This is a genomic window from Duganella radicis (assembly GCF_009720825.1).
Classification (GTDB): domain Bacteria; phylum Pseudomonadota; class Gammaproteobacteria; order Burkholderiales; family Burkholderiaceae_D; genus Rugamonas; species Rugamonas radicis.
The window spans coordinates 23799-48457 of the sequence record NZ_WNKY01000036.1 but is presented as its reverse complement, the minus strand read 5'-3'; the positions used below and the strand labels follow the sequence as shown (position 1 = coordinate 48457).

Below are 24659 nucleotides of genomic sequence, written 5' to 3'. Positions count from 1 at the left end.
TGCAAAAAAGCAATCTGCTACAGCTCGCTATGCCACCCGTCCTTATTTCCGTCGTCATTACCACCTACAACCGGCCGGATGCCTTGAGCGCCGTGGTCGAAGCCTGCTTCTCCCAGGACGATCACCGGTTCGAAATCATTATCGCTGATGACGGCTCCGGCCACAACACGCAGCAGGCCGTGGCCGCGCTGGCGGCCCGTTCGCCGGTGCCGCTGCGCCATGTCTGGCAGGAAGACCTGGGCTTCCGCGCGGCCCGCGCGCGCAACCTCGGCACGCTCGACGCCCGGGGCGACTACATCGTCTTCCTCGACGGCGATTGCGTGCCGCAGCGCAATTTTATCAGCCAGCACCGCAAACTGGCGCAGCGCGGCCACCTGGTGCAGGGCAGCCGCATCCTGCTGAACCAGCCCGCCACCGCGCGCGTGCTGGGCCAGCGCATCGACTTGCAGGCGCTGGGTGCCGCCGACAAGCTGGCCTGGCGCCGCCGGGGCGACCTCAACAAAGTGCTGCCGCTGCTGTTCACCCTGCCGGACGTGGGCCGCACCAGCAAGCGCTTCACCTGGCGCCGCATCAAGAGCTGCAACCTGGCCGTGTGGCGCGCCGACCTGGAGCTGGTCAACGGCTTCGACGAAAGCTTCCTCGGCTGGGGCCACGAGGATTCCGACCTGGTGGTGCGCCTGTTCAACGCCGGGGTGATGCGCAAGGATGGCGCCTACGCCACCGAGGTGCTGCACCTGTGGCACCAGGAAAACGCGCGCGACCAGGAAACCAGCAACCGCGCCACCGTGCTCCAGCGCGCGGCCGACCGCACCGTGCTGGCGGTGAAAGGATTGCGCGCATGAAGCCGCATCACCCCGACGCCCCGCTGCTGAGCATCCTGGTGCCCGGCTACAACGTCGAGCGCTTCATCACCGACTGCCTGGAGCACATCGTCGCCCAGATGGGGGGCCAGCACGAACTGATCGTGGTGGACGACGGCTCCACCGACGGCACCGTGGCGCGCGTGCAGGCGGTGCGGGCGGCCCATCCGCGCCTGCAGATCCGGCTGGTGGAGCAAGTCAACCAGGGCATCTCCGACGCCCGCAACCGCGCCCTGATGGAGGCGCGCGGCGAATACATCCTGTTCGTCGACAGCGACGACCGCCTGCTGCCGCGTTCGCTGGAGGCGCTGGAGCGGGTGATCGCCGAGCGCCGCCCGGACGTGATCGCCACCGCGCTGCGCATGTGGCATCCGGACGCGCCGGACAAGGATCGCGACGTCTACATGAGCTACGAGCCGGAGCGGACCATCACCTGCCAGGACGCCATCCTGACCTCCTTCTTCAACGACCGCCACATGTACGTGTGGTGCAAGGTGTTCCGGCGCGAGATCTACGCGCAGGAAGCCATGCCGCTGTTCCCGTCGCGCCGCCTGTTCGAGGACGTGGCGGTGGTGCCGCGCCTGTTGCAGCGCTGCCGCAGCCTGGTGTACCTGCCGCACGTGCTGCTGGCGTACCGGCAGCACCCGGTCAGCATCACGCGCGTGATCAGCGAGCAGTGGTGCGTGGATTTCGTCTCGGCGCTGGCGGCGGTCAAGCCGCACTTCGAGCGGGCCGGCGTGAGCGCGGCGGTGCGGGCGCAATTCGACCTGGCGGTGTGCCACTTCTACATCGGCATGGTGAAGAACTCCTACCAGCTGCCGGCGGCGACCGGCGACGCGGTGCGCGGCAAAGTGCGCGGCATCTTCCTCGACAGCCTGTTCGGGCCGCCGCAGCAAGTGCTGGCCGGCATGGCCGGCCAGGGCAAGCAGTCGGCGCACACCGCGCGCCAGGTGCGGCGCGCGCTGGAGGGCAACCGCTGGTTCCACTTCCAGCAAACGGCGGTGCGCAAGCTCAAGCTGTGGCAACGCCTGGAACGCACCCGCGCCGCCCAGCGCTAACCATTCCGGGGTCAGGTCCTCCATTTCTACACGAGCCCAACCGTAGCCTCGGCTACGGTTGGGCTCGTGTAGAAATGGAGGACCTGACCCCGGAGTTTATTCCAGCATGCTGATGCGGACCAGGTCGGCCACGTTGTCGACCCCCAGCTTGCTCATCAGGCGCGCCTTGTGGACTTCCACCGTGCGCACGCTGATGCCCAGCGCCGGGCCGATGTCGCGGTTGTGACGGCCCAGCACCACCAGTTCCATCACCTCGCGCTCGCGCGGCGTCAACTCGTTCAGCAGGTTGGCGCTGCGGCTGCGGCGCTGCTGCTCGCTCTGGTTGTCGCGCGCCCGCGCCAGCGCTTCGTCGATGGCGGCGATCAGCTTGGCGTCGTCCAGCGGCTTTTCCAGGAAGTCCACCGCGTCCGCCTTGAACGCCGCGCGCGCCGTGCTGACGTCGCCATGGCCGCTCATCACCACCACCGGCATCGGACAGCCACGCGCGCGCAGCTCGCGCTGCAAGGTCAGCCCGTCCATGCCGGACATGCGGATATCCACCAGCAAACAACCACTCCAGCCGGCCTGCCAGCCCTGCAAGAAGGCCTCGGCGCCGGCGAACACCGCGGTACGGTAGCCGCGCACGCCCAGCAGCAAGCCCAGCGCATCGCGCACGGCCGGATCGTCGTCGACGATGAAGACGGTTAAATCATGCTGCACCATAGTTTTCCTGCCCTTCCACTACGCGGCGCGCCAGCGGCAGCGCCAATTTAAAAATGCCGTGATCGCCCACCTCGGCCCAGAGCGAGCCGCCGTGCGCTTCCATAATCGCCCGGCTCAGCACCAGGCCCAGTCCCATGCCGCTGGCCTTGGACGAGACAAACGGCTCGAACCGGCGCGCCGCCAGCTCGGCCGACACGCCCTTGCCGCTGTCTTCCACCGTCAGCTGCAAGCAGCTGTTCTTGCCGTGGCGCTTGCTGTCCAGCTGCTGCGCCGACACCGTGATGCGGCGCTCGCCCGCCGGCCGCTCCTGCACCGCGTCGAGCGCGTTGGCCAGCAGGTTGCGCAGCACCAGCTCGATCTGCAAGCGGTCGGCCAGCATGGCCAGCCCCGGCATCTCGTCCACCTGCAACACCACGCCATGCTCGCGCAGCGCGCCGAAGAACTGCTGGCTGACGCTGGACACCAGTTGCGCCGCCTCCACCGGCTCCAGCTTCATGGCGCCGGTGCGGAAGAAGTCGCGCAGGCGCCGCACCACGTCGGCCGCCCGGCCCGACTCGGCGATCATGCGCTGGATGGCGCTTTTCAGCATTTCGCCGCCCTCGCCACGTTCCACCAGGAATTCGCAAGCCTTGCCGTAGGCGCTGAGCGCCGTCAGCGGCTGATTCAGTTCATGCGCCAGCGCGGCGGCCATCTCGCCGGCCGCCGCCAGCCGCAGCGACTGCTTCAAGTCGTTCGACACCTGGCGCACCTCATCCACCACGATGCCGATCGAAAAACCCACCAGCGCCAGCATGGCGTCCAGCATCTGCAACTCCGGCACCTCGATGTTGACCGCGTTGTTCCACTTGACCAGCGCGCCTATCCCCAGTTGCAACACGAACACCATCAGCGCCGTGCCGTACACCCCCTGCCGCGTCGCCGCCCACAGCACCGGCAGGAACAGGAAGTAAAAATGCTTGAACTCCGAGGTTTCAATGGTGCCGAACACCAGGTACAGCACGCCGATCGACAGCGCCAGGTAGCCCAGCGTTTCATAGCGCCACACCGTGGCCCGCAGGCGCTGCCGCCCCTGCGCACTGGACAGCATCCACAGCAGCGGCATCGACACCAGCATGCCCACCATGTCGCCGATGCCAAAGCGCAGCACCACCGCCGCCCACGCGCCCGGCGGAATCAGCCCGGCCAGCGACAGCAGCGACATGTACACCACATCGTTCAGCAGCGCGCCCACCAGCAGGATCAGCACCCATTGGAACAGGCGGTGGCGGCTGTCGAACACGCCGCTGTTGCCAAACACCCGCCGCAACACCTCGCCGATGGCGCCATAGCCGACCGTCAGCCACAGCGACAGCAGCAAGGTCAGCCCCAGCCCAGCCGGCATGCCGCGCACCACCACCTCACCCAGCACCAGCGCGATCCACCACGGCAGCGCCGCGCGCCAGCCATACACCAGCCAGCACACCAGCCCCAGCGCCGGGTCCGGATTCCAGGGCGTGATGTTCAGGCCGTACAGCGGATCGATGTAGGTCGCCCAGTCAAATAGCAGGTACAGCGCGATGAACGCGGGGAATACCAGGTAACGGGGCACAGGAGAGGCGGTCATACGGGCCGGTTTGTATCGCAATGTATCATTATGCGTTGCCCCAGCTCATCTTGCATTGCTTTTCGCAGTACGCGTAACCCTTAGCACAAGCGCCTCTCCTCTATACAACAGTTCAATTATCTAAGCAGCAATTATTACGGGAAATCCGTAGATCTTTACCCCAATTTACATTGCGTTACACGGACACTACACTCGCGACTTGCCCACAAGGCCCTCCATTGGAAGAGTTCGATGACGCAGTCCATCACCATCCGCTCCGGCGCAGCAGGCTTTACCGGCCTGAAACAGCTGCGGGAAACGCTGAAATTGTCGCTCCGCGCGGCCGTGCACCGCAACGCCACCCTTGGCTGGCTGGAACTGCTGAACTCCCACCCCATGTTTGCCGAGCTGGTCAAAGCCAGGCCGCGCCTGCTGTACAAGATTTACCGCCCTTACCTGAGCAACACCATGCCGATCGGCCAGCGCCTGCACCTGCTGCGCGAGCACTACCAGCACATCTTCCGCCGCGGCCTCGGCCCGCTGACGGTGCAGGCCGCCCGTGGCGCCGTGCTGCTGGCCAAGGTCGAAGGCAAGAGCGGCCTGCCCTACCAGCTGCAATTGCGCGCCATCGAGCCGATGGAACGTGAGGGCGAGCTGGTGCTGCAACTGCTGCAAGGCGGCGAGCTGGTCTACAGCTGCGCGTTTTCCTTCGTCCACAGCGAGCAAGGCATGCTGCTGGGCGTGGGTTGCATGCAGGGGCCGCGCGGCGAGCACGGCCTGCAACTGATCAAGGATGCCACCCGCGAGCTGCACGGCCTGCGTCCGAAGAACCTGATGATCAAGCTGCTGGGCCAGTTTGCCCACGACCATGGCTGCGCCGCCCTGCGCCTGGTCAGCAACGCCAACCGCGTGGTGTGCGGCGCCACCCGCCAGGGCAAGGTGCATGCCGATTACGATACGCTGTGGCAGGAACTGGGCGCGACCGTGCGCGCCGACGGCGATTATCAGCTGGCCAGCGAGGCGATCTGCGCGCCGGACCTGGCCGCGATTGCCTCCAAGAAGCGTTCGGAGGCGCGCAAGCGCCATGAAACGCTGTGCGAAATGGCGCAAGCCATGACGGTCAGCCTGCACGCGCCGCGCATGGCCATGGTCGCCGTCATGGCGGAGCGGGCGCCGGTGCGAATGGAAGAGGAAGAGGATAAGTACGCACTAGCGTAAAGAAATCCGGTAACATGGGCTTTTCGTCCGAGGAGAAATACCATGCGCGTGGATATTTATTGCCGAGATGAAGCACAGGGCAAACACAGCTATCTGGCTGTACCGGAAGGCAAGCCGATTCCGGAAGAAGCCACCAACACCGACTGGCACGCCGAGGCCAAGCACGTCGAAGTCGACGACGAGCGCGACGAACTCCCCAAATACCACATAGAACATCCGCTGGCGCAGATCGGCGCCAAAGGCTACGCCATCACCGGCGTCAGCGCGCAGTTCTGAGGCGCCACCGGCGTGCCGTCACTCCGGCGCAAGCCGGAGTCCATGGAGCGCTGGCTCAGCATGGGTCCCGGCCTGCGCCGGGACGACGCTAGTATTCGACCGCGACGTCCTGCGCGCCCAGCACCTGCTTCAGCGCCAGTTGCAATTCGTCGGACGGCGCCACGCGCCAGGCTTCGCCCAGCTGCAACACGCAGCTGACGCCCTGCGGCTGGATGCGCGCCGACACCGGCAAGCCATCGGCCTGGCGATGCGGCGCCAGCACTTCGGCCACCTTCCTGGCGTCCACCGTGGTCGGCAACGCCATGCCCAGCTGCTTGCCGTGCTTGACGCGCGAGCTGATGATGTCAAACACCTTCTCGGCCGAAATCCGCAGGCCGCCCGAGAAGCGGTCTTCCGACACCTTGCCGATCACCGCCAGGAATTCATCTTCCTTGAACATGTGCTTGTTCTCTTCGAACACCTCGGCGTAGACGGTCACCTCTACCACCGCGCTCTTGTCGTCCAGCGTGACGATCAGCAGCTTGCCGCGCTGGGTCATCTGCGGACGGATGCCGGTGATCACGCCGCACAGCATGCGCGGATCGCGCGACGGCTCCAGATCGGCCAGCTTGGTGCGGGCGAAGCGGCGCGCTTCCGGCGCGAACGAATCGAACATGTGGCCGGACAGGTAGAAGCCCAGCGCGATCTTCTCTTCCGCCAGCTTCTGGCGGTCGGTGAACGGCGCGGCCTTCACATAGTCCGGTGGCGGCTCGAGATCGCTGTCGTCGCCGCCAAACAGGCTGACCTGGTTGGCCGACTTGGCCTGCTGGTCGGCATATTCCATCGCGAAGCCGACCGACGCCAGCAGCACGGCGCGGTCGACGCCGAGGCAGTCGAAGGCGCCGGCGCGGATCAGCGATTCTATCGTGCGGCGGTTGATCTGCTTCTTGTCCACGCGCTTGCAGAAATCGAACAGGCTGGTGAACGGACCGTCGGCCTCGCGCGCGGCGATGATGGCCTCGATCGCATTCTGGCCCGCGCCCTTGCACGCGCCCAGACCGTAGCGGATCTGCGTCACCTTCTTGCCGGTGACCGAAGGCGGCGGGCCATCCGGCACGAAGCGGAATTCCGACTTGTTGATGTCCGGCGGCAGGATGGTCAGGCCGCAGATGTCGATCGCATCCTCGACCAGGATCTTCACCTTCTCGGTGTCTTCCATGGCCAGCGACATATTGGCTGCCATGAACGCGGCCGGATGGTGCGCCTTCAGATACGCGGTGTGATACGACAGCAGCGCATAGGCGGCGGCGTGCGACTTGTTGAAGCCGTAGCCGGCGAACTTTTCCATCAAGTCGAAAATCTCGTCGGCCTTTTCTTCCGACAGGCCGTCCTTGGCGGCGCCGGCGCGGAAGATGGCGCGGTGCTCGGCCATCTCCTCGGCTTTCTTCTTACCCATCGCGCGGCGCAGCATGTCGGCGCCGCCCAGCGAGTAGCCGCCGACTATCTGCGCCATCTGCATCACCTGCTCCTGATACACCATGATGCCGTAGGTTTCGGACAGAATCGATTCGGTGCGCGGATCGGGATAATCGAATTTCTCGCCGTGCTTGCGCTTGCAGAAGTCCGGAATCAGGTCCATCGGGCCCGGACGGTACAACGCCACCAGCGCGATAATGTCCTCGAAGCGGTCGGGACGCGCGTCTTTCAACATACCCTGCATGCCGCGCGACTCCAGCTGGAACACGGCCACGGTTTTGGCCTTGGTCAGCAACTCATACGAAGGACGGTCGGTCAGCGGCAGCTTGGCCAAGTCGAAGTCTTTTTCTTCCGGATCGAGCGCCTTGATGTAGCGCACCGCGCGGTCGAGAATGGTCAGCGTGGTCAGCCCCAGGAAGTCGAACTTCACCAGGCCGACGGCTTCGACGTCGTCCTTGTCGTACTGCGACACCACGCCGGAATCGCCGGACTGGGTGTACAGCGGACAGAAGTCGGTCAGCTTGCCCGGCGCGATCAGCACGCCACCGGCGTGCATGCCGATGTTACGGGTAATGCCCTCCACCTGCTGCGCCAGATCGAGCAGTTGCGCCACCTCTTCCTCGTTTTGCTGGCGTTCCTTCAGCATCGGTTCTTCTTCGATGGCCTCGGCGATCGACACCGGCTTGCCCGGCTTGAACGGAATCAGCTTGGAGACGCCGTCGCAGAAGTTGTAGCCGAAGTCCATCACGCGGCCGACGTCGCGGATCGCGCCCTTGGCCGCCATGGTACCGAAGGTGGCGATCTGCGACACCGCGTCGCGGCCGTACAAATCCTTCACGTGCTGGATCACCAGCTCTCGCTTCTCCTGGCAGAAGTCAATATCGAAGTCGGGCATCGATACGCGCTCGGGATTCAGGAAACGTTCGAACAGCAGGTTGTATTTCAGCGGATCGAGGTCGGTGATCTTCAGCGCGTACGCCACCAGCGAACCCGCGCCCGAGCCACGGCCCGGACCGATCGGCACGCCATTGTTCTTGCCCCACTGGATAAACTCCGCCACGATCAGGAAGTAGCCCGGGAACTTCATCTTGATGATGGTGTTGTTCTCGAACTCCAGACGGTCCTCGTAGCGCTTGCGGTTGGCTTCGCGCTTGACCGGATCCGGGTACAGCTGGATCAGGCGTTCTTCCAGACCCTTCTTGGTTTCGGCGACCAGGAACTCGTCGATGGTCATGCCGGGGGTGGGGAAGTTCGGCAGCTGCGGCTTGCCCAGCGTCAGCGTTAGATTGCAGCGCTTGGCGATCTCCACCGAGTTTTGCAGCGCGGCCGGCAGATCGTGAAATAGCTCGCCCATCTCCTTCTGCGTCAGGAAGCGCATCTGCTCGTTGAAGCGCTTGACGCGCTTGGCGTTGGCCAGCATCTCGCCCTCGGCGATACACACGCGCGCCTCGTGGGCAATGAATTCTTCCTGCGAGATGAACTGCACCGGATGGGTGGCCACCACCGGCAGGCCCAGCCTGGACGCCAGCGAGACGGAATGGCGCACCTGCATCTCCTGGTTCGGCTGGCCGGCGCGCTGGATCTCGATGTAGAAATGGCCGGGGAAAATCTGCGCCCACTTGCGGGCGTTGGCTTCGGCCAGCGCCGGGTTGCCGTTTTCGATGGCCATGCCGACGTCGCCGAAGTGCGCGCCGGACAGGGCGATCAAGCCGTTGGCCGGATTATCGTCGGGCAGCAGCGCGTAGGTTTTGGAGGTGAGTTCTTGCAGCCACTCGGTGCGGATTTCCGCGCGGCCCTTGTATTGATTGGTCAGCCAGGCTTGCGACAGCAGCTCGCACAGCTGGAGGTAACCCATGCGGTTCTTGGCGAACAACATCAGGCGCGACGGCTTGTCGCGGTTTTCATCGTTGGTGATCCAGCAATCGACGCCGACCACCGGCTTGATGCCCTTGCCGCGCGCCGACTTGTAGAACTTCACCATGCCGAACATATTGGCCAGGTCGGTGACCGCCAGCGCGCCCTGCTGATCCTTGGCTGCCTGCTTGACCAGATCGTCGATCCGCACCAGGCCGTCGACGATGGAATATTCCGAGTGCACCCGCAAATGGACGAAAGACGGTCCCGCAGGGACAATTGCAGCGCCGCGCATTTCTTGTTCGTTTGCTACCATGTTCATAGGTGGGTTCAATACAGGTTCGATAACCCCCTATTTTACCGCGCATGGGTTCGCAGGACTATGTAAATACCAACCCGCCAGCCGCCTGCGCGGCCTTAATGAGTTTGCCATCAAAACTAGCGAGTGCAGCCCCCAGGCGCAACGCAAGCTCAAGGTAACAAGCATCATAAGCTGTGAGGTCATGCTGGCGCGCCAAGGTAATCACCTCACCATGATGGGTGGCAGCAAGGGCACTATCTATGCTGATCGAGAGTTGGGCCAATAGCCGCAAGAAATGCGTACTCTCCCCCTCTGTCACGACACGACGACGCTCTCCAACGAGCAAACCATTGGCGACCTCCAAATACCAAAGTGGCGGCACAACTACCGGCGTCCCCGGCATCGACAGTAAAGCTCTATCGGCACAAGCCCTTTCTGCCGGATCGGCACGTTTAAATATCCAGGAGAGCGTCATGGATGCATCAAGAACCAAACTCATGTTCTCCCCTCTGCTATCCAATCGAGAATTTGCTGCTCTTCCACCCCCTCAATCTTTTCAAACTGCCTCATTGCTTCAACCGCGTCTTGCGAGCGGGTATGCCACATCTGCATCCGACGCAAAATATCTCTTGTCTTGGCTTCCAACCCTTTTTCGTCTAAATAAAAGCCTGGATTTTCGGCCAATAATCCCTGGTCGGTTGTAAAAGAATCGGCATCACCAAAAAGCTCATCGAGTAATAGAAAGAGCGGCTCGGGCAGTGGTTCTTTCTCATCCAAAAATTGGTTGATGAACGTGCCGCTAAATTCCTGAGCAGATAATTGCTGACGCAGGAAAAGTCCAATGAGGTAGGAAAATTTATCAAACGCCGTCCGCATGATGCGCTCCCTCCAGTCGCTTTTCTGATTAGACATCTGAACGGCGGCAGAGTTCAGTCAAATTCGTCACCCTGCTCAAATTTTAGGCAAAATTAGGACTTGCCCGGCAATCGCGCGTATAATGTCGCCTTTCCCTTTTTTGATCCCCACACCATCATGCAAGCTAATACCGCTTTACAAGCTGAAGCGCATGCTGGCGCTGCAACCCAGCACGTCAACATCGCCGCCTACAAATTCGTCACCTTCGATAACACCGAAGCGATGCGCCCGCAGTACCAGGACATCTGCCAGCGCCTGGGCCTGAAAGGCACCATCCTGCTGACCCCGGAAGGCATCAATATGTTCCTGTCCGGCCCGCGCGGCCATATCGACGAATTCCTGGCCTGGGTGCGCAGCGACGCCCGCTTCGCCGACTTGGAAGTGAAGGAAAGCTTATCGGCCGAGCAATCGCACAAGCGCATGCTGGTCAAGATCAAAAAAGAAATCATCACCATGCGCATGCCGCTGATCAAGCCGGAAGAAGGCCGCGCGCCGTTCGTCGAGGCCCACACGCTGAAACGCTGGCTGGACAACGGCGTCGACGACAACGGCAAGCCGGTGGTCATGGTCGACACCCGCAACGATTTCGAAGTGGACGTCGGGACCTTCAACAACACGGTCGATTACCGCATCAAGAAGTTCACCGAATTCCCGGACGTGATCGCCGCCCATAAGGCCGACTTCGAAGGCAAGACCGTGGTGACCTTCTGCACCGGCGGCATCCGCTGCGAAAAAGCCGCCATCCACATGCAGAACATCGGCTACGACAACGTCTACCAACTGGAAGGCGGCATCCTGAAATACTTCGAGGAAGTCGGCGGCGACCACTACACCGGCGACTGTTTCGTGTTCGACTACCGTACCGCGCTGAACCCGAAACTGGAGCCGACCGAAACCGCCCAATGCTTCAACTGCCGCGCCGTAGTCACCCCGCGCCAGCAACTGTCGCCGGAGTATGTGTATGGGAAGTCTTGCCCGCATTGCTACGACAAGAAAAACGCCGGCTAATTTTCATCGTCCCGGCACTGCTTCTTTCGCCGGGACATAAATAAAGCGCCAGTCGGCGTAACTCTCAGCAGCATCAAACCCCGCCTGCTCATCCGCAAAATTGCCGGTTTTGACAGGCGTGGAGGTTGAGTGGCTGTACACCCCCATGATGCCGCCGTCAGGCGCCTGCACCAATCCCCAATCTGCTGACAATGTCATGGGATCCAGATAGATACGTCGTAGATGATGTACAGTCCCCGCCATACGTCTGTCGGTTAGTAAATCATCCAATTGCGTCGGAAATCGCTTGATCGCTCCAGGCGTACGCTCGTAATAAGCACCGATCGCCCGCTGGAACTCGCCGCCAATATAAAGCAGTTCCCGCTCCTTGATTCTTTGCTGCGCTGTTGACCACAACTGCCCCGTCGCCGCCAGAGTAACTCCCATGATCGCAACAAAAAACAGCAGCGCCATGTAAGTAAAGCCGCTCTGATGTCGCTTTTTCACGCTCGCCATGTCACAGATCTCTCAACGCCGTGCCATCGCTCGCCACGCCTGTGGCACCGCTATGCACATCGAAAACAGCCCCCTTCTCCGGATCATTCGGCGGTGTCACCGTCCATGTGTGGTTGCTTTCCGTGAAAGGATCAACCGGAATTTTTCTGAGATAACGACGCTTGATCAAATCATCCAAGGCCGCCGGATACTTTCCGGTATCGGAATAATGCTTGTCGATGACATCCCGGAGCGTAGTAAGGTTTTCCTTGAGTACTGCTTCTTTCGCTCGATCGACATTGCCGATATAGCGCGGAACAGCAATTGACAGCAGTGAGGCGATGATCGCCATCACGACCAATAACTCGATCAAGGTAAATCCCGTCTGTCGCTTCATTGGCTCCCCTTCACCACTGACGGTAAGGAACATCGTTTAGTCCATTACCAGGTTCCAGCGAATAAACGTCATACACATCGTTGCCTTCTTTAGGGTTTTCCGCCGTAGAGGCGTAGCTGCGTTTCCCCCAAGTCGATGAAGGAGGCGTGGTCGTATCTGTGGCAAAGGGATCGCGGGGAATCCGTCTGAGAAAATAAATGCGATCGCCAACTGGACTTCTGGCATCGATCACGCCATCGACCAGCACTTCCAGGCTGCGAGGATAGCCGGATTCGCCGGCAGCCACTGCAATGCGCCCCTGGTCCGCAGCTTTTTTGTACGCATCTAATGCTTCGCGCAACTCAAGCAAGTCTCGACGCAGTTCCTGCTCCTTATTCCGTTGCAGCGTCAACTCAACCATGGGAAAAGCCACACTCGACAATATGCCGACGATCACCACGGTGACCAGCAACTCCACGATGGTGAAGCCGGCGGCCGAACGCGAAACGCCGCGCGCCATACGCTGTCCGATCATTTAGTTAACAACCGTGATGGATAGCGGCTGCGGTGCCGATGGGGTGATCTGCTTACCTCCCATTACCACCGGAGCGCTCATCAGCCACTTAATTTCCGCCGGCTGCCGCGCTGACAGCGCACGCATCGTCAGGACTACGGCGTTATCTTCGCCAACAGCGCCATCCGTACCCGACCTTACAACGCTCACCGATATTTTCCCGCCAGCCTGGTCAACATTACTGGACATACTGGTCTGCGCATCACGCTGGCTGAAATATGGACCTTCAGAGATCGACACAACTTGCAACAGCGAGGGATCGTATCCAAGCTGGAATGGCAAGCTACGTACTCCACCATCAGACTTCAAGCGCACTGCGACTTTAAATTCCTCTCCAACCTTGGCTTGCGCAGGTCCCAGCAAGTTCAGGCTCAGAGCGCTAGGCGTCTTGGCGCCAGCCGCGATCTGCCCGCTAACATCGCGGGCCGGTTCATTGATATCAACGGAATCGCTCGCTAGCGATGCGCCGACCAGTAACGGCTTGGTACGCATCATATTTTCAGTACCCGACCAGAATTCACTATCCAATCCATCCGGACGCTCAATATTGCGAATCAGATGCGGCGTAATAGACAAGACGATCTCGGTCTTTGACCGGTCATCTTTCTGACTGGAGAACAAACGCCCCAGCATCGGTATATCGCCGACACCTGGAACACGGCTCGCGGTCGTACGATCCTCGTCGTTAATCAAACCACCCAGGATCTGTGTTTCACCATCCTTCAAGCGCAGCACCGTCGATGCAGAACGCGAACCTATCTGATAGGCCAGCGATCCGGCAGGCGTGCGCACCTCACGCACCAAAGAACTCACTTCAAGCGCCAGCTTGATGGCTACTTCATCCTGCAGATATACATTCGATTCCACTTCCAGCTTCACGCCGACATCCAGATACTGCGTGCTCTCGGACGACACACCGTTAGATGTCGTCGTGATATTCACGACCGGGACTTTATCGCCAATCATGATCTTGGCCTTCTCACGATTGCGGGCACGGATGCGCGGGTTGGCGAGTATTTTGGCGTCGCCAATCTCACGACGCAAGTTGACGGTAGCGCTAGGAATCGTGATGCCGATACGATCGGAATTCAGGCCACGCAAGTCACTCAGCGTAGCAACGCTGCCACGCGACAACGGCGTCAGCGTCATCTGATTCGGCCACTGGACACCGAGCTCTGTCAACCGTGAACGTTGGACCTCCAGCACCTCCACTTCCAGCATCACCTCTGGCTCATAAAGGTCGTGCATGGCAATCAGCTTTTCAGCTAGCCGCACAGCCTCAGGCGTATCGCGAATCACGACAAGATTAAGCTTTTCATCAATAGAGATATCCTTGGCCTTCAACAGATTTTTCAGCACAGACTGAATCTGGCGAGCATCCGCATTGGTCAGATAAAAACCTTTGACCATCAGCTCCTGATATTCCTTCAGCTTGTCTGGCGTGTTCGCGTAGATCAGGATGGAATTCTTGTTCAGAACCTTTTTCTCTAACCGATTGGTCTGCAAGAGCAACTCAATGGCATCCTCCAACGTCGCCTGGCGCAAGTAGATGGTGGTGCGCAAATCTGGCCGAACGTCCTTATCGAGCACAAAATTCACGCCGGTAGAACGGGCCAAAGCATCAAGTACGATTTTCAGGCTGGCGTCACGGAACTCCAGATTGATCGGTTTACGCTGGGCAGAAAAAAACTGCGGCTCGGCGATACGGGACTTCAGTATCTGCTCCTCAATTTTGCGTCTTAAGTCCATTGCGCTTGCATTGCCAGGACTTTCTTTCAAGACCATCTTCACTTGCGACAATGCGCGCTCCAACTCTCCCTTCCGCAGGTTTTCCTTGGCTTGATCAAGCAACGGCGCATAGCGCCTGCTGCGCTCAATCGAAGTCAAGCCCTCCAATGCGCGCTGATTTGCAGGTTCCAGTCGTTGCACCTGCAAATACAGCGCCTCCGCGCTCTCCAGCTTGTTCGCCGTATAGTCCGCATCTGCGGCAGACAACAACCTCGTCGTCTGCTCTGCTCGCCGATTCAAATAATCGGACTTAAATGCGACATTGCCCGGCTCCTCCCTGACAGCCTGTTCCAGCTTGCGCAAGCCCTCCTCTGATTTCCCCGCCGCGAGCAAGTCCATGCCTTCTTTGTGATAGCGGTCTCCGGCGCAGCCGCTTAACAGCAATGCCAGACACACCCATTGCAATCCTTCTCCCCATCGCTTCATTATTGACTCGCTTTTATTCAGTACCGACCGGCAGTAGCTGCTTGCTGTTCAAGGGAAGATAGACGATCACCAAATTACCGTCCTGCATACCTTCCAACCTGTAGTTATTATCAAAAATCTCGCCCTTGCTGACCGCAAAGGACTGCTCCCCCTTCACCAGGTACATCACCGACACGCCACCATCCAGATCCAGCTTGCCTGCAAAGCTGTACGGCAAAGGCGGCGCGACTGGCGCAGAGTCGAGCGTTGTAGCGGGTACTGGCTTTGCCACCGCAGGCGCGGCAGTTGCCCATGACTTCATCGCAAAAGGATTTGCGTCATTGGCGGCGACATAGGTCCGGGCCATCCGTTCCAGGGAAATTCCGCTGCTATCGTCAGCAGCAACAACTTGTTCCCGAATAGCTGGCCTCTTCGCGTTTGGCGCCACAACCTCAGTCGCAGCACTACCCTCTGCACGAAACACAGAATAGGAAAAGATCAGTGTTCCGCACAGCAGACCGTACAGTATCAAGCGTCGAAAGATGGGCTTCATTCACGCCTCAGAAACAAAGTAAACCGAAGCTCAGCCTCAACCACCACATCATCGGATTTTTGTCGATGAAAACTGATATTGTCGAGTGAAATGGTCGGGACATCAACCAAAGCTTGAATCACAAACTTCCGTATCGACACGTAGTCACCCTTAACTGGCAAAACTAATTCGTAGCGCAGAAGATAGTCAGCTTTTGTCGAAACCAGACGGTATTCTCCGCTGTCCAAATTAATACGGTGTTCACTCGCCGCAGCGTATAGTTTCTCCATCGCGTCAGGTACCGATGATCGCGCTGGAAAGGTACGATAAAAACTGTCCAGTTGTTCCTTGTTCTGCAACTCAGGCCGGCGCGCCTCTTCCACCATTCTCACTTGTGCAGGCGCCGATTTAGCAGCCTGTAACTGCACCAACGCCGGCACCAACAATATCGGTACAAACAAGACGGTAAGCGCCAGGAGTAAGATGGCGGCAACTCCGCTAGCACCTATGTAGCGAGCTGCACTGCGAATCGCCCAATCGATCCGCGCCACATCCAAACGCATCATGGCAATTGCTCCTGAGTTTTCCGAAGCCAGTCTGCCGCTACGACAAAACGGACGGGCTTTTGCGGATCCTGGATTTGCACCTGATGGCTCTGTATCACAACATCCCTTAACAGCGGGCTCTGCGCCAGGCGACGCTCATAGTTCAGCATGGTTGAGAGATCCCGCGTCTCGGAGGTAAAGCTGATACGGCCACGTTCCGCATCCGGCGCCACATCGAGCAGCACGACGTCTGCATCAACCGTATTCTCCATCTCGTTGAATAAGCGATCCCAAGGCAGCGCCAAGCGATCAATGACCCGATTGGCGTACTTGATCTCCTCGTCCTTTGCGGACAACACCTCGGCATTTTGCCTCGTCGCGCTGGCATCAGACTGCACACGCGCCAGCTTGCTTTGATGCGCGCGAATGACTGACAACTCCTGCTCAGTCTCCTCATACTTCCATACGCAATAGGCAGCCAGGACAACTGACAACAGCAAGAATATCTTTCCTGCTTGTTGTAGCAAACTAAGGTGGCCGGAAAAATTGAAATTCAGCTGGCGCACGTATCATGCTCCTTGCCGCTGATAGTCACAAAACGGACAGCGTCATGAGGAAGTCCCTGCAATAGGATTTCACGCTCCAATACCGTATCCATATCCATACAAGGCAGCGAGCGTATGCTGTGCCATTTCCCATCCTTGATACAAGCCAGCACACAACGCGACTCGTCAATCGATGCGAGCAAGGCGTGAGCCCCCAACCGCTTGCGATATCGGTTAAACATACCCATGAACATCGGCCGAACCGAGTCGAGACGCATGCCACCTTCGGTAAAAATGTCGCGCAACTCCTTCAGCAACGCTTGGTCGATGGCACATGCGACGCCAGGAATACCGTAGCCGCTCAAATCTGTCTGAATTTCCCAGTTGTCCGCAGCACTGCCGTACACATCTGCAAAGCAGGCTCGGCCCAGTGCGGATATCTCCGCTGTGGTTTTCACCTCGCTATGCCATGGAACCAACTGATAACGCGCGTAACAATCCGACACAACCAGCTCCACATTTGCACGCGGCTGGTCTGCTAACCATGTTTTCAAAGTGCTCAACGGAGCCCGCCAATTCGAGGCGGATGCTTCCGCATCAACTGCAATTGGCAGCGAGGCACCGCGCCGGGGTTTCCAGCCGCGTTCAATCGGCGTGACTATAATCCGCGCCGGATGCAGCTCCACATGCAGGCGCCTAGTCAACGAAGGTAACACGGTTAATTTCCTCTAAAGTAGTCCGACCATCCGCCATCAGGGCCAGCGCTGAATCGCGCAGGAAGCGCGTACCATTCGCACGCGCCGCTTCCTTGATATTGCGAATCGGTGCACGCGATACAATCAGCTCGCGCATTTCGTCGTTCAGCAACAGCACCTCGCCGATCGCGTGGCGACCTTTATACCCGCTGCCCCGGCAGTGGCCGCAGCCTTTTCCGCGACAGAAGTTCATTGAAGCCGCCTGCTCCGCGCTGATACGCGAAACGGCCAAGTCCTCAGCACTGGGCTTGTATGGCGTACTGCACTGAGTACAAATCAACCGTAGCAGCCGCTGCGCCAGAATACCGTTCAATGCGGAGACAAAGCTGTACGTATCCACTCCCATATGAAGGAAGCGGCCCAGCACATCGAACACATTGTTGGCGTGCACACTGGTGAGTACCAAGTGTCCTGTCAGGGCCGACTGAACGGCAATTTGTGCCGTTTCAGGATCACGAATTTCGCCTACCAGTATCTTGTCCGGATCGTGTCGCAAAATAGAACGCAATCCCCGGGCAAACGTCAGCCCCTTTTTCTCATTCACGGGAATTTGCAGCACGCCAGGCAGTTGATACTCGACTGGATCTTCAATCGTGATGATCTTGTCCTGGCCGTTATTAATCTCCGAAAGGGCCGCATACATGGTGGTGGTCTTGCCACTGCCAGTCGGTCCCGTCACCAAGAGCATGCCGTATGGCTTGTTGGCCAACATGCGAATCTCTGCCAGCGACAGCGGATCAAAGCCCAGCAAATCGAGGCGCAAGCCCTGCACCTGATCGGTTAGCGTGCGCTTGTCCAGCACGCGTATCACGACATCCTCGCTGACCAGGCTAGGCATAATCGAAACGCGATAGTCGATTTCCTGGCCTTTGACCGACAATTTGAAACGGCCATCCTGCGGGATGCGGCGCTCCGCAATATCCAACTCCGCCATGACCTTGATGCGCGAAACCACCTGCTCCGCCATGGCCAAGCCAGGCACAGCGATGATACTGGCCAGCACACCATCTATACGGTACTTCACCTGCAAACCGGTATGAGTAGTCTCGATATGAATATCGCTGGCGCCGATCTTCAGCGCATCATAAATAGTCGAGTTGACCAGTTTCACGACGGGACTTGTGTCCTCGGCTATCGACGCCAGCGACAACTTCTCTACCGAGTCATCGGATATCGCCTCTTCCGGCAAGCTCTGAGCATTACTATCGATCGCGCGCAGCGTCTCCTCATGCATGGCGAAGTAAGCCGCAAGATCCGCACGATGGGCTACCCGGTATTCAACGATAGGAGCAATCGTATCGATGAAGTTCTGCAAGCTGAGATCAAAGGGGTCAGCAACAATGCACACCAACACTGTGCCATCCCTCACTAGAAAGCAGTTGCGCTGAACCGCCGTGTGGTACGACAGAAGTTCAAAGGCTGGCGTTAGCTCGTACAGCGCTTCAATTACCACAACAGGCCAGCGCAGCGTCATGCCCAACCGGCGCGTAAACTCAGCGGGAGCAAGTACGAGGTCTTCTTCTAAAACGTCCGTCAAACGGCGATTAGCCGATAGCGCTTTTGCCCGGGCTTGCTCGATCACAGCGGGGGAAATCATGTCCTGCGAAGTCATTGCAAGCTATTGGCAAGTTCAAAAATAGGAAGGTACATCAAGACCACGATCGTGCCAATCACCAAGCCTATACCTATCATCAACAGAGGTTCAAACAGCTTGGTAAACCAGTCAACCCAACGGGCAATCTCATCATCATACAGGCCGGCAATCCGCTCCAGCGATTGGCCCAACTCGCCAGACCGCTCGCCGACGATTAACAGCCGGACACCCACATCAGTCGCCAGCCCATTGCTAGCAAACGCATCGGAAACCGCGCGCCCCTCACGCACCATGATCGCGGCATGGGTCAGCCCGCGTTGCAAGGCTGGCTGCTGTAGCAGACCACGAACCATTTCAAGCGCACCGACGAAGGGAATACCGCCATTCACAAGCATCGCCAACGTACGGGTAAAACGAGCCAGTTGATATAGCCGAATTTTCTTGCCAATCACAGGCAAGGACCAAAGCGTTTTTAGCAGACGGGCTTTGACGGAAGATCGGAAAAGTAGATACGTAGTGCCAGCAATGAAGCCCAAAGTCGCAACACCCGTCTGCCAACCATACGCTGAAATAAACTGCCCCCACTTCATGAGTACACGGGACATCCAAGGCAAATTACGCCCCAAGTCTTCATACACAAGACTGAACCGAGGTACCACATAACCAAGCAAGAAGAGCACAACGAGCAAACCAACAGCCATCAGCAACAACGGATAAACCGACGCAGCGACAACCTTCTCACGCACTCGGTTCAACTGCCGGTGATACGCCAAGTAGCGCCGCAATGCCTCCACCAGATCGCCAGTACGTTCCGATGTGCGGATCGTGGCGACGTACAACACAGGGAAAACTTCCGGCATGCTCGCCAATGCCTGAGAAAACGTCTTACCTTCTCTCAGCATCGTCAGCAAAGAACCAAGTATCTGATGGGACTCCTGCGTCTTTGACTTCTGTTCCAGAGCATCAACCGTCTCGACCAAGCTCAACCCTGCTTCCAACAAGGCAAGCAACTCCTCGCTAAACAAAGCTATGGAAAAGGAAGGCCCTACCTTAAAAGAAAAGCCGTCCAACTGACGGCTTACAGAGATAACCTGAAATCCCAACTCCAGAGCCTGGCGCCTTGAATCTTTTTCATCAACCGCTGCCAAAGATAACGTACGACTGCTCGTAGATGCGCGATACACCTTCAATTTGAATCGCATTAAGAATCCTTTGATGCCTGCACAAACGACAATATTTCAAATGAAAATTCGTCAATATTGACACCAGCAGAAAAAATCTTTTCCAAATGACGAGAATAAAGATTCACTACATCACTCGCAAGGCTTATCGTTTCTTCCTTACAGCATTAACAATATCCCCTGATGACTTATCCGCCAGGCAATCTCCTGCACCGATGATAGCACGAGCTTCTAGAACATGATGTTCAGGGTCAGCAGAATTAATCTCCACCCATGTGGCGTCAATTCCCTTAGATCGAATTGCATCATAATATTGTCGCTGACCTTTTATCGGAACCACAGAATCTTGTGGGTCGGCCAAAAAATAAAGAGGTGGCACGGGCTGCTTAAGCTTATCGATGTTAAGAATCGGGTCATAGGATTTTTTCATTTCCCTTTTCACACCAGCAGCAGTTAATTTTCCGGATTTTGTAAAATCCACAATAGATAACAAACCAGAGGCAATGACTGCACACTTAATATCTGAACGTCGGCTCAATATCCCAGTGGCAATCAACCCTCCGGCGGACTGTGCAGCCAAGGCAAATTTCGTAATTCCAAACCTCACCTTTAGCTCATCAAGGACAGCATTAATTTCCACTATCTCAGTTTCAGTGTGATAAGTTTTTAGAAAATCTCCAGTTGATCCCATCAAACCGGGGCGAGCGATATAAATAAAGGATGCATTTATTGCTTGAGATGTACGAAAAGCTGATTTTATCAGTACGTCTGGATTCAAATTTGGATACGTGATCTGTGGATTAACATCGCCGGGAATAAAAATAACGGCAGCTTTTCCCTCTTTAAAAGAAGCATAATAAAAATAGCATCCAGATTTTTTTTCATCAACATTAACCCAAAGCGCTCCTTTTTTTTCTTCACATTCACTGCGCTCAAGATTGTTTTTTGTTAAAATTGGATTGAAAAACATCTTTTCAGCCATCACATTTTTCAAATTTAAAATGATCAAGGAGAAAAAAAGTATTTTTGAAATCTTACTCAATTTTATCCATAAATATATCAAATAATAGAAATAACCACGCCCTTACCAACAGATCTATCCAATTCCATTAATTCAAAACCTTCCCCAACCACGATCTTATCGCAAACCTCATCCCAGCTTGGGAAAGAAATTTTCGTTTTTAAATATTCCCCTGGGTAGTGCATTTCACCATCCTCATAAGTATGAAATCCACTTACTAAATAATTAATTCCATCGAATTTATGGTGAGGGGCATACCCTGTTCTGATACCATTTTTTTTTGGATAAGGAACGTTATCACTTATATATACTTCTGCATAAATATGCGCCATATTAACAACCTTAAAAAGCGTGCTCAATAGATTTCACAGCTTTATTAAGTATATTTATCCCAGCTTGGCCGTTAACTGTAACCACACCACTTTTAAAAATAAAAGGGTCGATCTTACCTAAGGTAACAGAAAAATTACTTAATACGCTAGTCTTTACTTCAATCTTAATAACGGCCGCATAATCGGATGCGAAATCAGCAAATTTAACTACTTCATCAAGGCTAAAACCAAATTGCTTCATCTCACTCCCATTAGGACCAAAGGAGAATTTCTTACTTTTTATTAATGCATTGAATTCCTCAGGACTAACTGCACGGAATAACGTAGTAGTCTTTCTACTCGAGTTGAGAAATTTTATAGCATCCCCAGCAACATTCAACACACGCCCTACAGGCACTCCGTTCGAGGCGATCAACAACATATTTCCGACAACTCGATCAGCAGGTGTCACGCGCCAAGAATCTCCCGCACTTCGATCACCAGGAACCTCTACAACGGGAACCTCAATAAGCTTACCATCTTCATCTGTAACTTTCTCTAACCGATCAGCACCCAATCGCGCTGCCGAATCTTTAACATCTCCAAATTGCTCGCGCTCGACTCCACTTGAGCTGCACGCACAATTGACTTTCTTATGATCGTCAACAACCTCCTCGTCATCAAAACCGCTTGGATCGACCATGACCAGCGGATTATTTCGAGTATAAGAATAACGATTGTAAGATTGCAGATCCGTCGGATATGGCACTCCTGGGTCAGCACTTAAGAAACGTCCGGTAGATGGGTCATACACTCGACCGTTCATGTGAATCAGATCCAGCCCGTCAAGATGCTCGTGGTTGGTGTAGCCGCGATCGGTGTTCACGCCCGCAATAACGTTATTCGGATCCATCACGCCGGCGGGCGTGCGGCGTTTGCCGAACGGCTCGTACGCCATCCGCTCGATCACCGCCCCCGATGCGTTGGTCACCGTCGTGGTCGAGCCCAAATGGTCGCGGTGCATGTACAGCACGGTCTTATCGCCGGTGCCGCTCTGCTTGATCAATGCCACCACGCCACCGCCCGCCGTCACGAAATGGCGATGCTCAACGGTACCATTGCTCTTCACATCCTTCTCGTACAGCAGGCCGCCCGCGTTGCCTGGGTTTATGTAAGTCGTCGTGGTGCCGTCGGCCGTCATCTTGATGCGCTGGTGATCCGGACCATAGACGAAACTCGCCGTCGACGCCTGACTGGACAGCGTCAGCGGCATATTAAAGCTGGTCCAGGTTTCGGTGCGCCCCTTGGCCGGGATCACGTTGTTCGATGCGTCACGCTGCACCTCCTGAATCAGATTGCCCACGGCGTCGTAGCTGTACTGCCGGGTGCCACCATCTACCATCGCGATATGGTCCACCGCGTGTGGCCGCAGGTTGACCGCACCATAGGTGTACGTCCCCGTGTCGGAGCGGCTGGTGATGTTGCCGATGCTGTCGTAGCCATAGGTCTGTGTCACCACACCTGCCCCGCTGGAGTTCACCGTGTTGCTGGTCAGGCGGTTCAGTGTGTCGTACAGGAAGCTCTCCGACAAGCTTTGATTGGCGTCCGCACGCGTCAGCACGTTGCCGTTCACGTCATAGGTGAACGACAGATTCTGCACCGTGTTGCCGGCGCCGGCCGCGATGGTTTTTGTACGCCCCGTGGCCGGATCGAACACCTGCTGCGTCACCACGTTGTTGCCATAGGTCTGCTGCGTTAGGTGGCCTTCCGCATCCATCGCGTTCGCTTGCCAATACAAGGCGCTGGTGTCCGCGTTGCGAAGTTCTTTCACATACCCGTTGCTCGTGTAGATAAACTTAATTTTCAAGCCGGTTGGGTAGGTCATCGTGTCCAGCCGAAGGTTCGCGTCGAACGATCGCGAAGCGATGTATCGCTCCGTTGCCGATGTATTTATGGCTTCAGTGGTGACGTCGCCAAGCGAGTTATAGGTCAGATCTTTAACGTAGCCATTGTCCGATTTCACATGGCATAAACTCCCCGCGCGGCAGTCGTCATAGGCCCAGGTGCTCGTTAAATCCGGCTCAGTGCGGCTGGTCAACCGCCCGAGCACGTCGTAAGCATAAGTCGTGACCTGCCCTTTGGGAGAGGTCTGTTTGACCAGCGCCCCCACGGCGTTGTACTCGTAGAGCCAGGTACCCAGATCCGGATCGATCATCGACGTCTTATGGCCGTAGGCGTCATACGTCATCTGGGTGACATTTCCCTTGGGATCGGTTGTTTTCGACAGGTTGCCGTGAGCATCATATTCATACTTCAGCGTGCTTCCGACAGCATCCTCGACCTGCGCAATCAGGCCCACGTTGTTTTTAATGGTCGTCCGGGTCTGCCTCAGAGGATTGGTGACCTTAGTGGTGAGCCCGTCGTACTCCGTCGTAACGACCGCGCCGTCTGGCCCTGTCGTCTTCGTCACCCGATTAAGATCATCGTATTCGAAGTAGGTCCATTGCTGGGGTTGATTCGCATAGTACGGCCGGCTTGAACGATAGACGCGACCGAGCTCATCGTATTCGGTATCTTTCCGAATCACGCTGGTACCATCGAAGCCTTGGGTTTCGCTACGAACCTCGCGTTCGGCAAGGTCGAAATAAGTTTTCTGCCACGGCTCAAGATTTATCGCAGCATCACTGTTAACCGATCTTTGTATGACGTAGGCCGCATTTGCGGGACAGGTAGCCGTGCCATTGTTCACGCCGACGCAATATGAGTACACCCAACCTCGGTAGGTCACCCCTGCGGGAGGATATGCCGCCGATTTCCTGCCAAAACTATCGTAGGTGTAGCGGTAAATGTCACTGCTCGGAGCTGTATAGGATTGAATGACGCCAAAATCGGAGATATAGCTCCTGGATGTTTTTTGGTTTAATGAATCTGTCGAAGTCAGCGGAAATTGCGCGTATGTACCATAGTTGGTGCTGACTCCACGCGTGGTGATTGCAGCATTGCCGGTGGCACCAGATGTTATGGTCGTGTTGTTGAGGTTTCCACGGATGTCATACGCATATGTTGTTGCCAATTTAACACGAACATCGTCAGGCTCGACATATGTCGTGAACAACTGCCCATTCGCATAATACGTTTGCGAAGAAGTACGCTTGAGCGTGTTGCCTTGTGCCGCGCCCACCAAGGAAAGCATCAGAGCGACGCAAATGATTGATGGCTTTACTACTGCTTGAAATTTCGAATAATTCATCTTTTTACCGATATTTTTTGAGCGCGATGCCCCGGCGCGCTGTACATGGAGACGACTATTCCACATGCGCAGCGCCGCT

23 protein-coding genes are annotated in these 24659 nt (G+C 57.0%); 5 read left to right on the top strand and 18 right to left on the bottom strand.

Going from position 1 to position 24659, the window contains the following annotated elements; all coding sequences use genetic code 11:
• Nucleotides 1–29: 29 nt before the first annotated feature.
• Entirely contained in the window at nucleotides 30–842 is an 813-nt protein-coding gene (locus GM676_RS23720; RefSeq protein WP_155466593.1) for a glycosyltransferase family 2 protein, read from the top strand.
• Complete coding sequence (locus GM676_RS23715) at nucleotides 839–1918, top strand: glycosyltransferase family 2 protein (protein WP_155466592.1); 1080 nt, start codon at nucleotides 839–841, stop codon at nucleotides 1916–1918. Before GM676_RS23720 ends, GM676_RS23715 begins: the two co-directional genes overlap by 4 nt.
• A 96-nt stretch (nucleotides 1919–2014) precedes the next feature.
• On the opposite strand, the gene GM676_RS23710 is transcribed toward GM676_RS23715, so the two are convergent.
• Both GM676_RS23710 and GM676_RS23705 read right to left on the bottom strand, forming a co-directional pair.
• On the bottom strand, nucleotides 2015–2617 hold the full coding sequence (locus tag GM676_RS23710) for a response regulator transcription factor (RefSeq protein WP_371866352.1): 603 nt from the start codon (nucleotides 2615–2617) through the stop codon (nucleotides 2015–2017).
• On the bottom strand, nucleotides 2607–4223 hold the full coding sequence (locus GM676_RS23705) for an ATP-binding protein (RefSeq protein WP_155466590.1): 1617 nt from the start codon (nucleotides 4221–4223) through the stop codon (nucleotides 2607–2609). Before GM676_RS23705 ends, GM676_RS23710 begins: the two co-directional genes overlap by 11 nt.
• 231 nt (nucleotides 4224–4454) lie before the next feature.
• On the opposite strand from GM676_RS23705, the gene GM676_RS23700 reads away from it, so the two are divergent.
• Together GM676_RS23700 and GM676_RS23695 are read left to right on the top strand one after the other, a co-directional pair.
• Nucleotides 4455–5420: a VirK/YbjX family protein gene (locus tag GM676_RS23700; RefSeq protein WP_155466589.1), complete on the top strand. Its 966-nt coding sequence runs from the start codon at nucleotides 4455–4457 to the stop codon at nucleotides 5418–5420.
• A 42-nt stretch (nucleotides 5421–5462) separates the two neighbouring features.
• Entirely contained in the window at nucleotides 5463–5696 is a 234-nt protein-coding gene (locus GM676_RS23695) for a DUF6139 family protein (RefSeq protein WP_155466587.1), read from the top strand.
• Nucleotides 5697–5784: 88 nt separating this feature from the next.
• Here the strand turns inward: GM676_RS23695 and dnaE are convergent, their stop codons facing one another.
• Genes dnaE through GM676_RS23680 form a run of 3 tightly spaced genes read right to left on the bottom strand, consistent with a single transcriptional unit; the run spans nucleotide 5785 to nucleotide 10182 of the window.
• Nucleotides 5785–9327, bottom strand: coding sequence for a DNA polymerase III subunit alpha (dnaE, locus tag GM676_RS23690; protein ID WP_155466584.1), 3543 nt, complete (start codon nucleotides 9325–9327; stop codon nucleotides 5785–5787).
• Nucleotides 9328–9385: 58 nt separating this feature from the next.
• On the bottom strand, nucleotides 9386–9805 hold the full coding sequence (locus GM676_RS23685; protein ID WP_155466581.1) for a type II toxin-antitoxin system VapC family toxin: 420 nt from the start codon (nucleotides 9803–9805) through the stop codon (nucleotides 9386–9388).
• On the bottom strand, nucleotides 9802–10182 hold the full coding sequence (locus GM676_RS23680) for a colicin immunity domain-containing protein (RefSeq protein ID WP_170304351.1): 381 nt from the start codon (nucleotides 10180–10182) through the stop codon (nucleotides 9802–9804). Before GM676_RS23680 ends, GM676_RS23685 begins: the two co-directional genes overlap by 4 nt.
• A 156-nt stretch (nucleotides 10183–10338) precedes the next feature.
• On the opposite strand from GM676_RS23680, the gene GM676_RS23675 reads away from it, so the two are divergent.
• A complete protein-coding gene (locus GM676_RS23675) occupies nucleotides 10339–11229 on the top strand; it encodes a sulfurtransferase (protein ID WP_155466575.1) in 891 nt (296 codons plus the stop codon).
• A 3-nt stretch (nucleotides 11230–11232) separates the two neighbouring features.
• On the opposite strand, the gene GM676_RS23670 is transcribed toward GM676_RS23675, so the two are convergent.
• The 13 genes from GM676_RS23670 to GM676_RS23610 form a co-directional block, all read right to left on the bottom strand.
• Nucleotides 11233–11724: a type II secretion system protein gene (locus GM676_RS23670; RefSeq protein WP_155466572.1), complete on the bottom strand. Its 492-nt coding sequence runs from the start codon at nucleotides 11722–11724 to the stop codon at nucleotides 11233–11235.
• A 1-nt stretch (nucleotide 11725) separates the two neighbouring features.
• Entirely contained in the window at nucleotides 11726–12133 is a 408-nt protein-coding gene (locus GM676_RS23665; RefSeq protein ID WP_229262837.1) for a type II secretion system protein, read from the bottom strand.
• Entirely contained in the window at nucleotides 12111–12599 is a 489-nt protein-coding gene (locus GM676_RS23660; RefSeq protein WP_155466569.1) for a type IV pilin protein, read from the bottom strand. The genes GM676_RS23665 and GM676_RS23660 overlap by 23 nt, the downstream gene beginning before the upstream one ends.
• 15 nt (nucleotides 12600–12614) lie before the next feature.
• Nucleotides 12615–14867 (bottom strand): secretin GspD/PilQ domain-containing protein, encoded by a 2253-nt coding sequence (locus tag GM676_RS23655; RefSeq protein ID WP_155466566.1) that lies wholly within the window; start codon nucleotides 14865–14867, stop codon nucleotides 12615–12617.
• A gap of 13 nt (nucleotides 14868–14880) precedes the next feature.
• Complete coding sequence (locus GM676_RS23650; RefSeq protein WP_155466563.1) at nucleotides 14881–15399, bottom strand: hypothetical protein; 519 nt, start codon at nucleotides 15397–15399, stop codon at nucleotides 14881–14883.
• Nucleotides 15396–15944 (bottom strand): hypothetical protein, encoded by a 549-nt coding sequence (locus tag GM676_RS23645; RefSeq protein ID WP_155466560.1) that lies wholly within the window; start codon nucleotides 15942–15944, stop codon nucleotides 15396–15398. The genes GM676_RS23650 and GM676_RS23645 overlap by 4 nt, the downstream gene beginning before the upstream one ends.
• Nucleotides 15941–16489 carry a PilN family protein gene (locus GM676_RS23640; RefSeq protein WP_155466557.1) on the bottom strand — a complete coding sequence of 183 codons (549 nt, stop codon included), beginning with the start codon at nucleotides 16487–16489 and terminating at the stop codon, nucleotides 15941–15943. The genes GM676_RS23645 and GM676_RS23640 overlap by 4 nt, the downstream gene beginning before the upstream one ends.
• Complete coding sequence (locus GM676_RS23635; protein WP_155466554.1) at nucleotides 16477–17154, bottom strand: hypothetical protein; 678 nt, start codon at nucleotides 17152–17154, stop codon at nucleotides 16477–16479. The genes GM676_RS23640 and GM676_RS23635 overlap by 13 nt, the downstream gene beginning before the upstream one ends.
• Nucleotides 17155–17164: 10 nt before the next feature.
• Nucleotides 17165–18835 carry a GspE/PulE family protein gene (locus tag GM676_RS23630; protein ID WP_155466551.1) on the bottom strand — a complete coding sequence of 557 codons (1671 nt, stop codon included), beginning with the start codon at nucleotides 18833–18835 and terminating at the stop codon, nucleotides 17165–17167.
• Nucleotides 18832–20019, bottom strand: coding sequence for a type II secretion system F family protein (locus tag GM676_RS23625; protein ID WP_155466548.1), 1188 nt, complete (start codon nucleotides 20017–20019; stop codon nucleotides 18832–18834). The genes GM676_RS23630 and GM676_RS23625 overlap by 4 nt, the downstream gene beginning before the upstream one ends.
• Nucleotides 20020–20143: 124 nt before the next feature.
• Entirely contained in the window at nucleotides 20144–21040 is an 897-nt protein-coding gene (locus GM676_RS23620; RefSeq protein WP_155466545.1) for an alpha/beta hydrolase family protein, read from the bottom strand.
• A gap of 17 nt (nucleotides 21041–21057) precedes the next feature.
• Nucleotides 21058–21378: a hypothetical protein gene (locus tag GM676_RS23615; protein ID WP_155466542.1), complete on the bottom strand. Its 321-nt coding sequence runs from the start codon at nucleotides 21376–21378 to the stop codon at nucleotides 21058–21060.
• Complete coding sequence (locus GM676_RS23610) at nucleotides 21362–24646, bottom strand: RHS repeat-associated core domain-containing protein (protein ID WP_155466539.1); 3285 nt, start codon at nucleotides 24644–24646, stop codon at nucleotides 21362–21364. The genes GM676_RS23615 and GM676_RS23610 overlap by 17 nt, the downstream gene beginning before the upstream one ends.
• Nucleotides 24647–24659 lie beyond the last annotated feature (13 nt).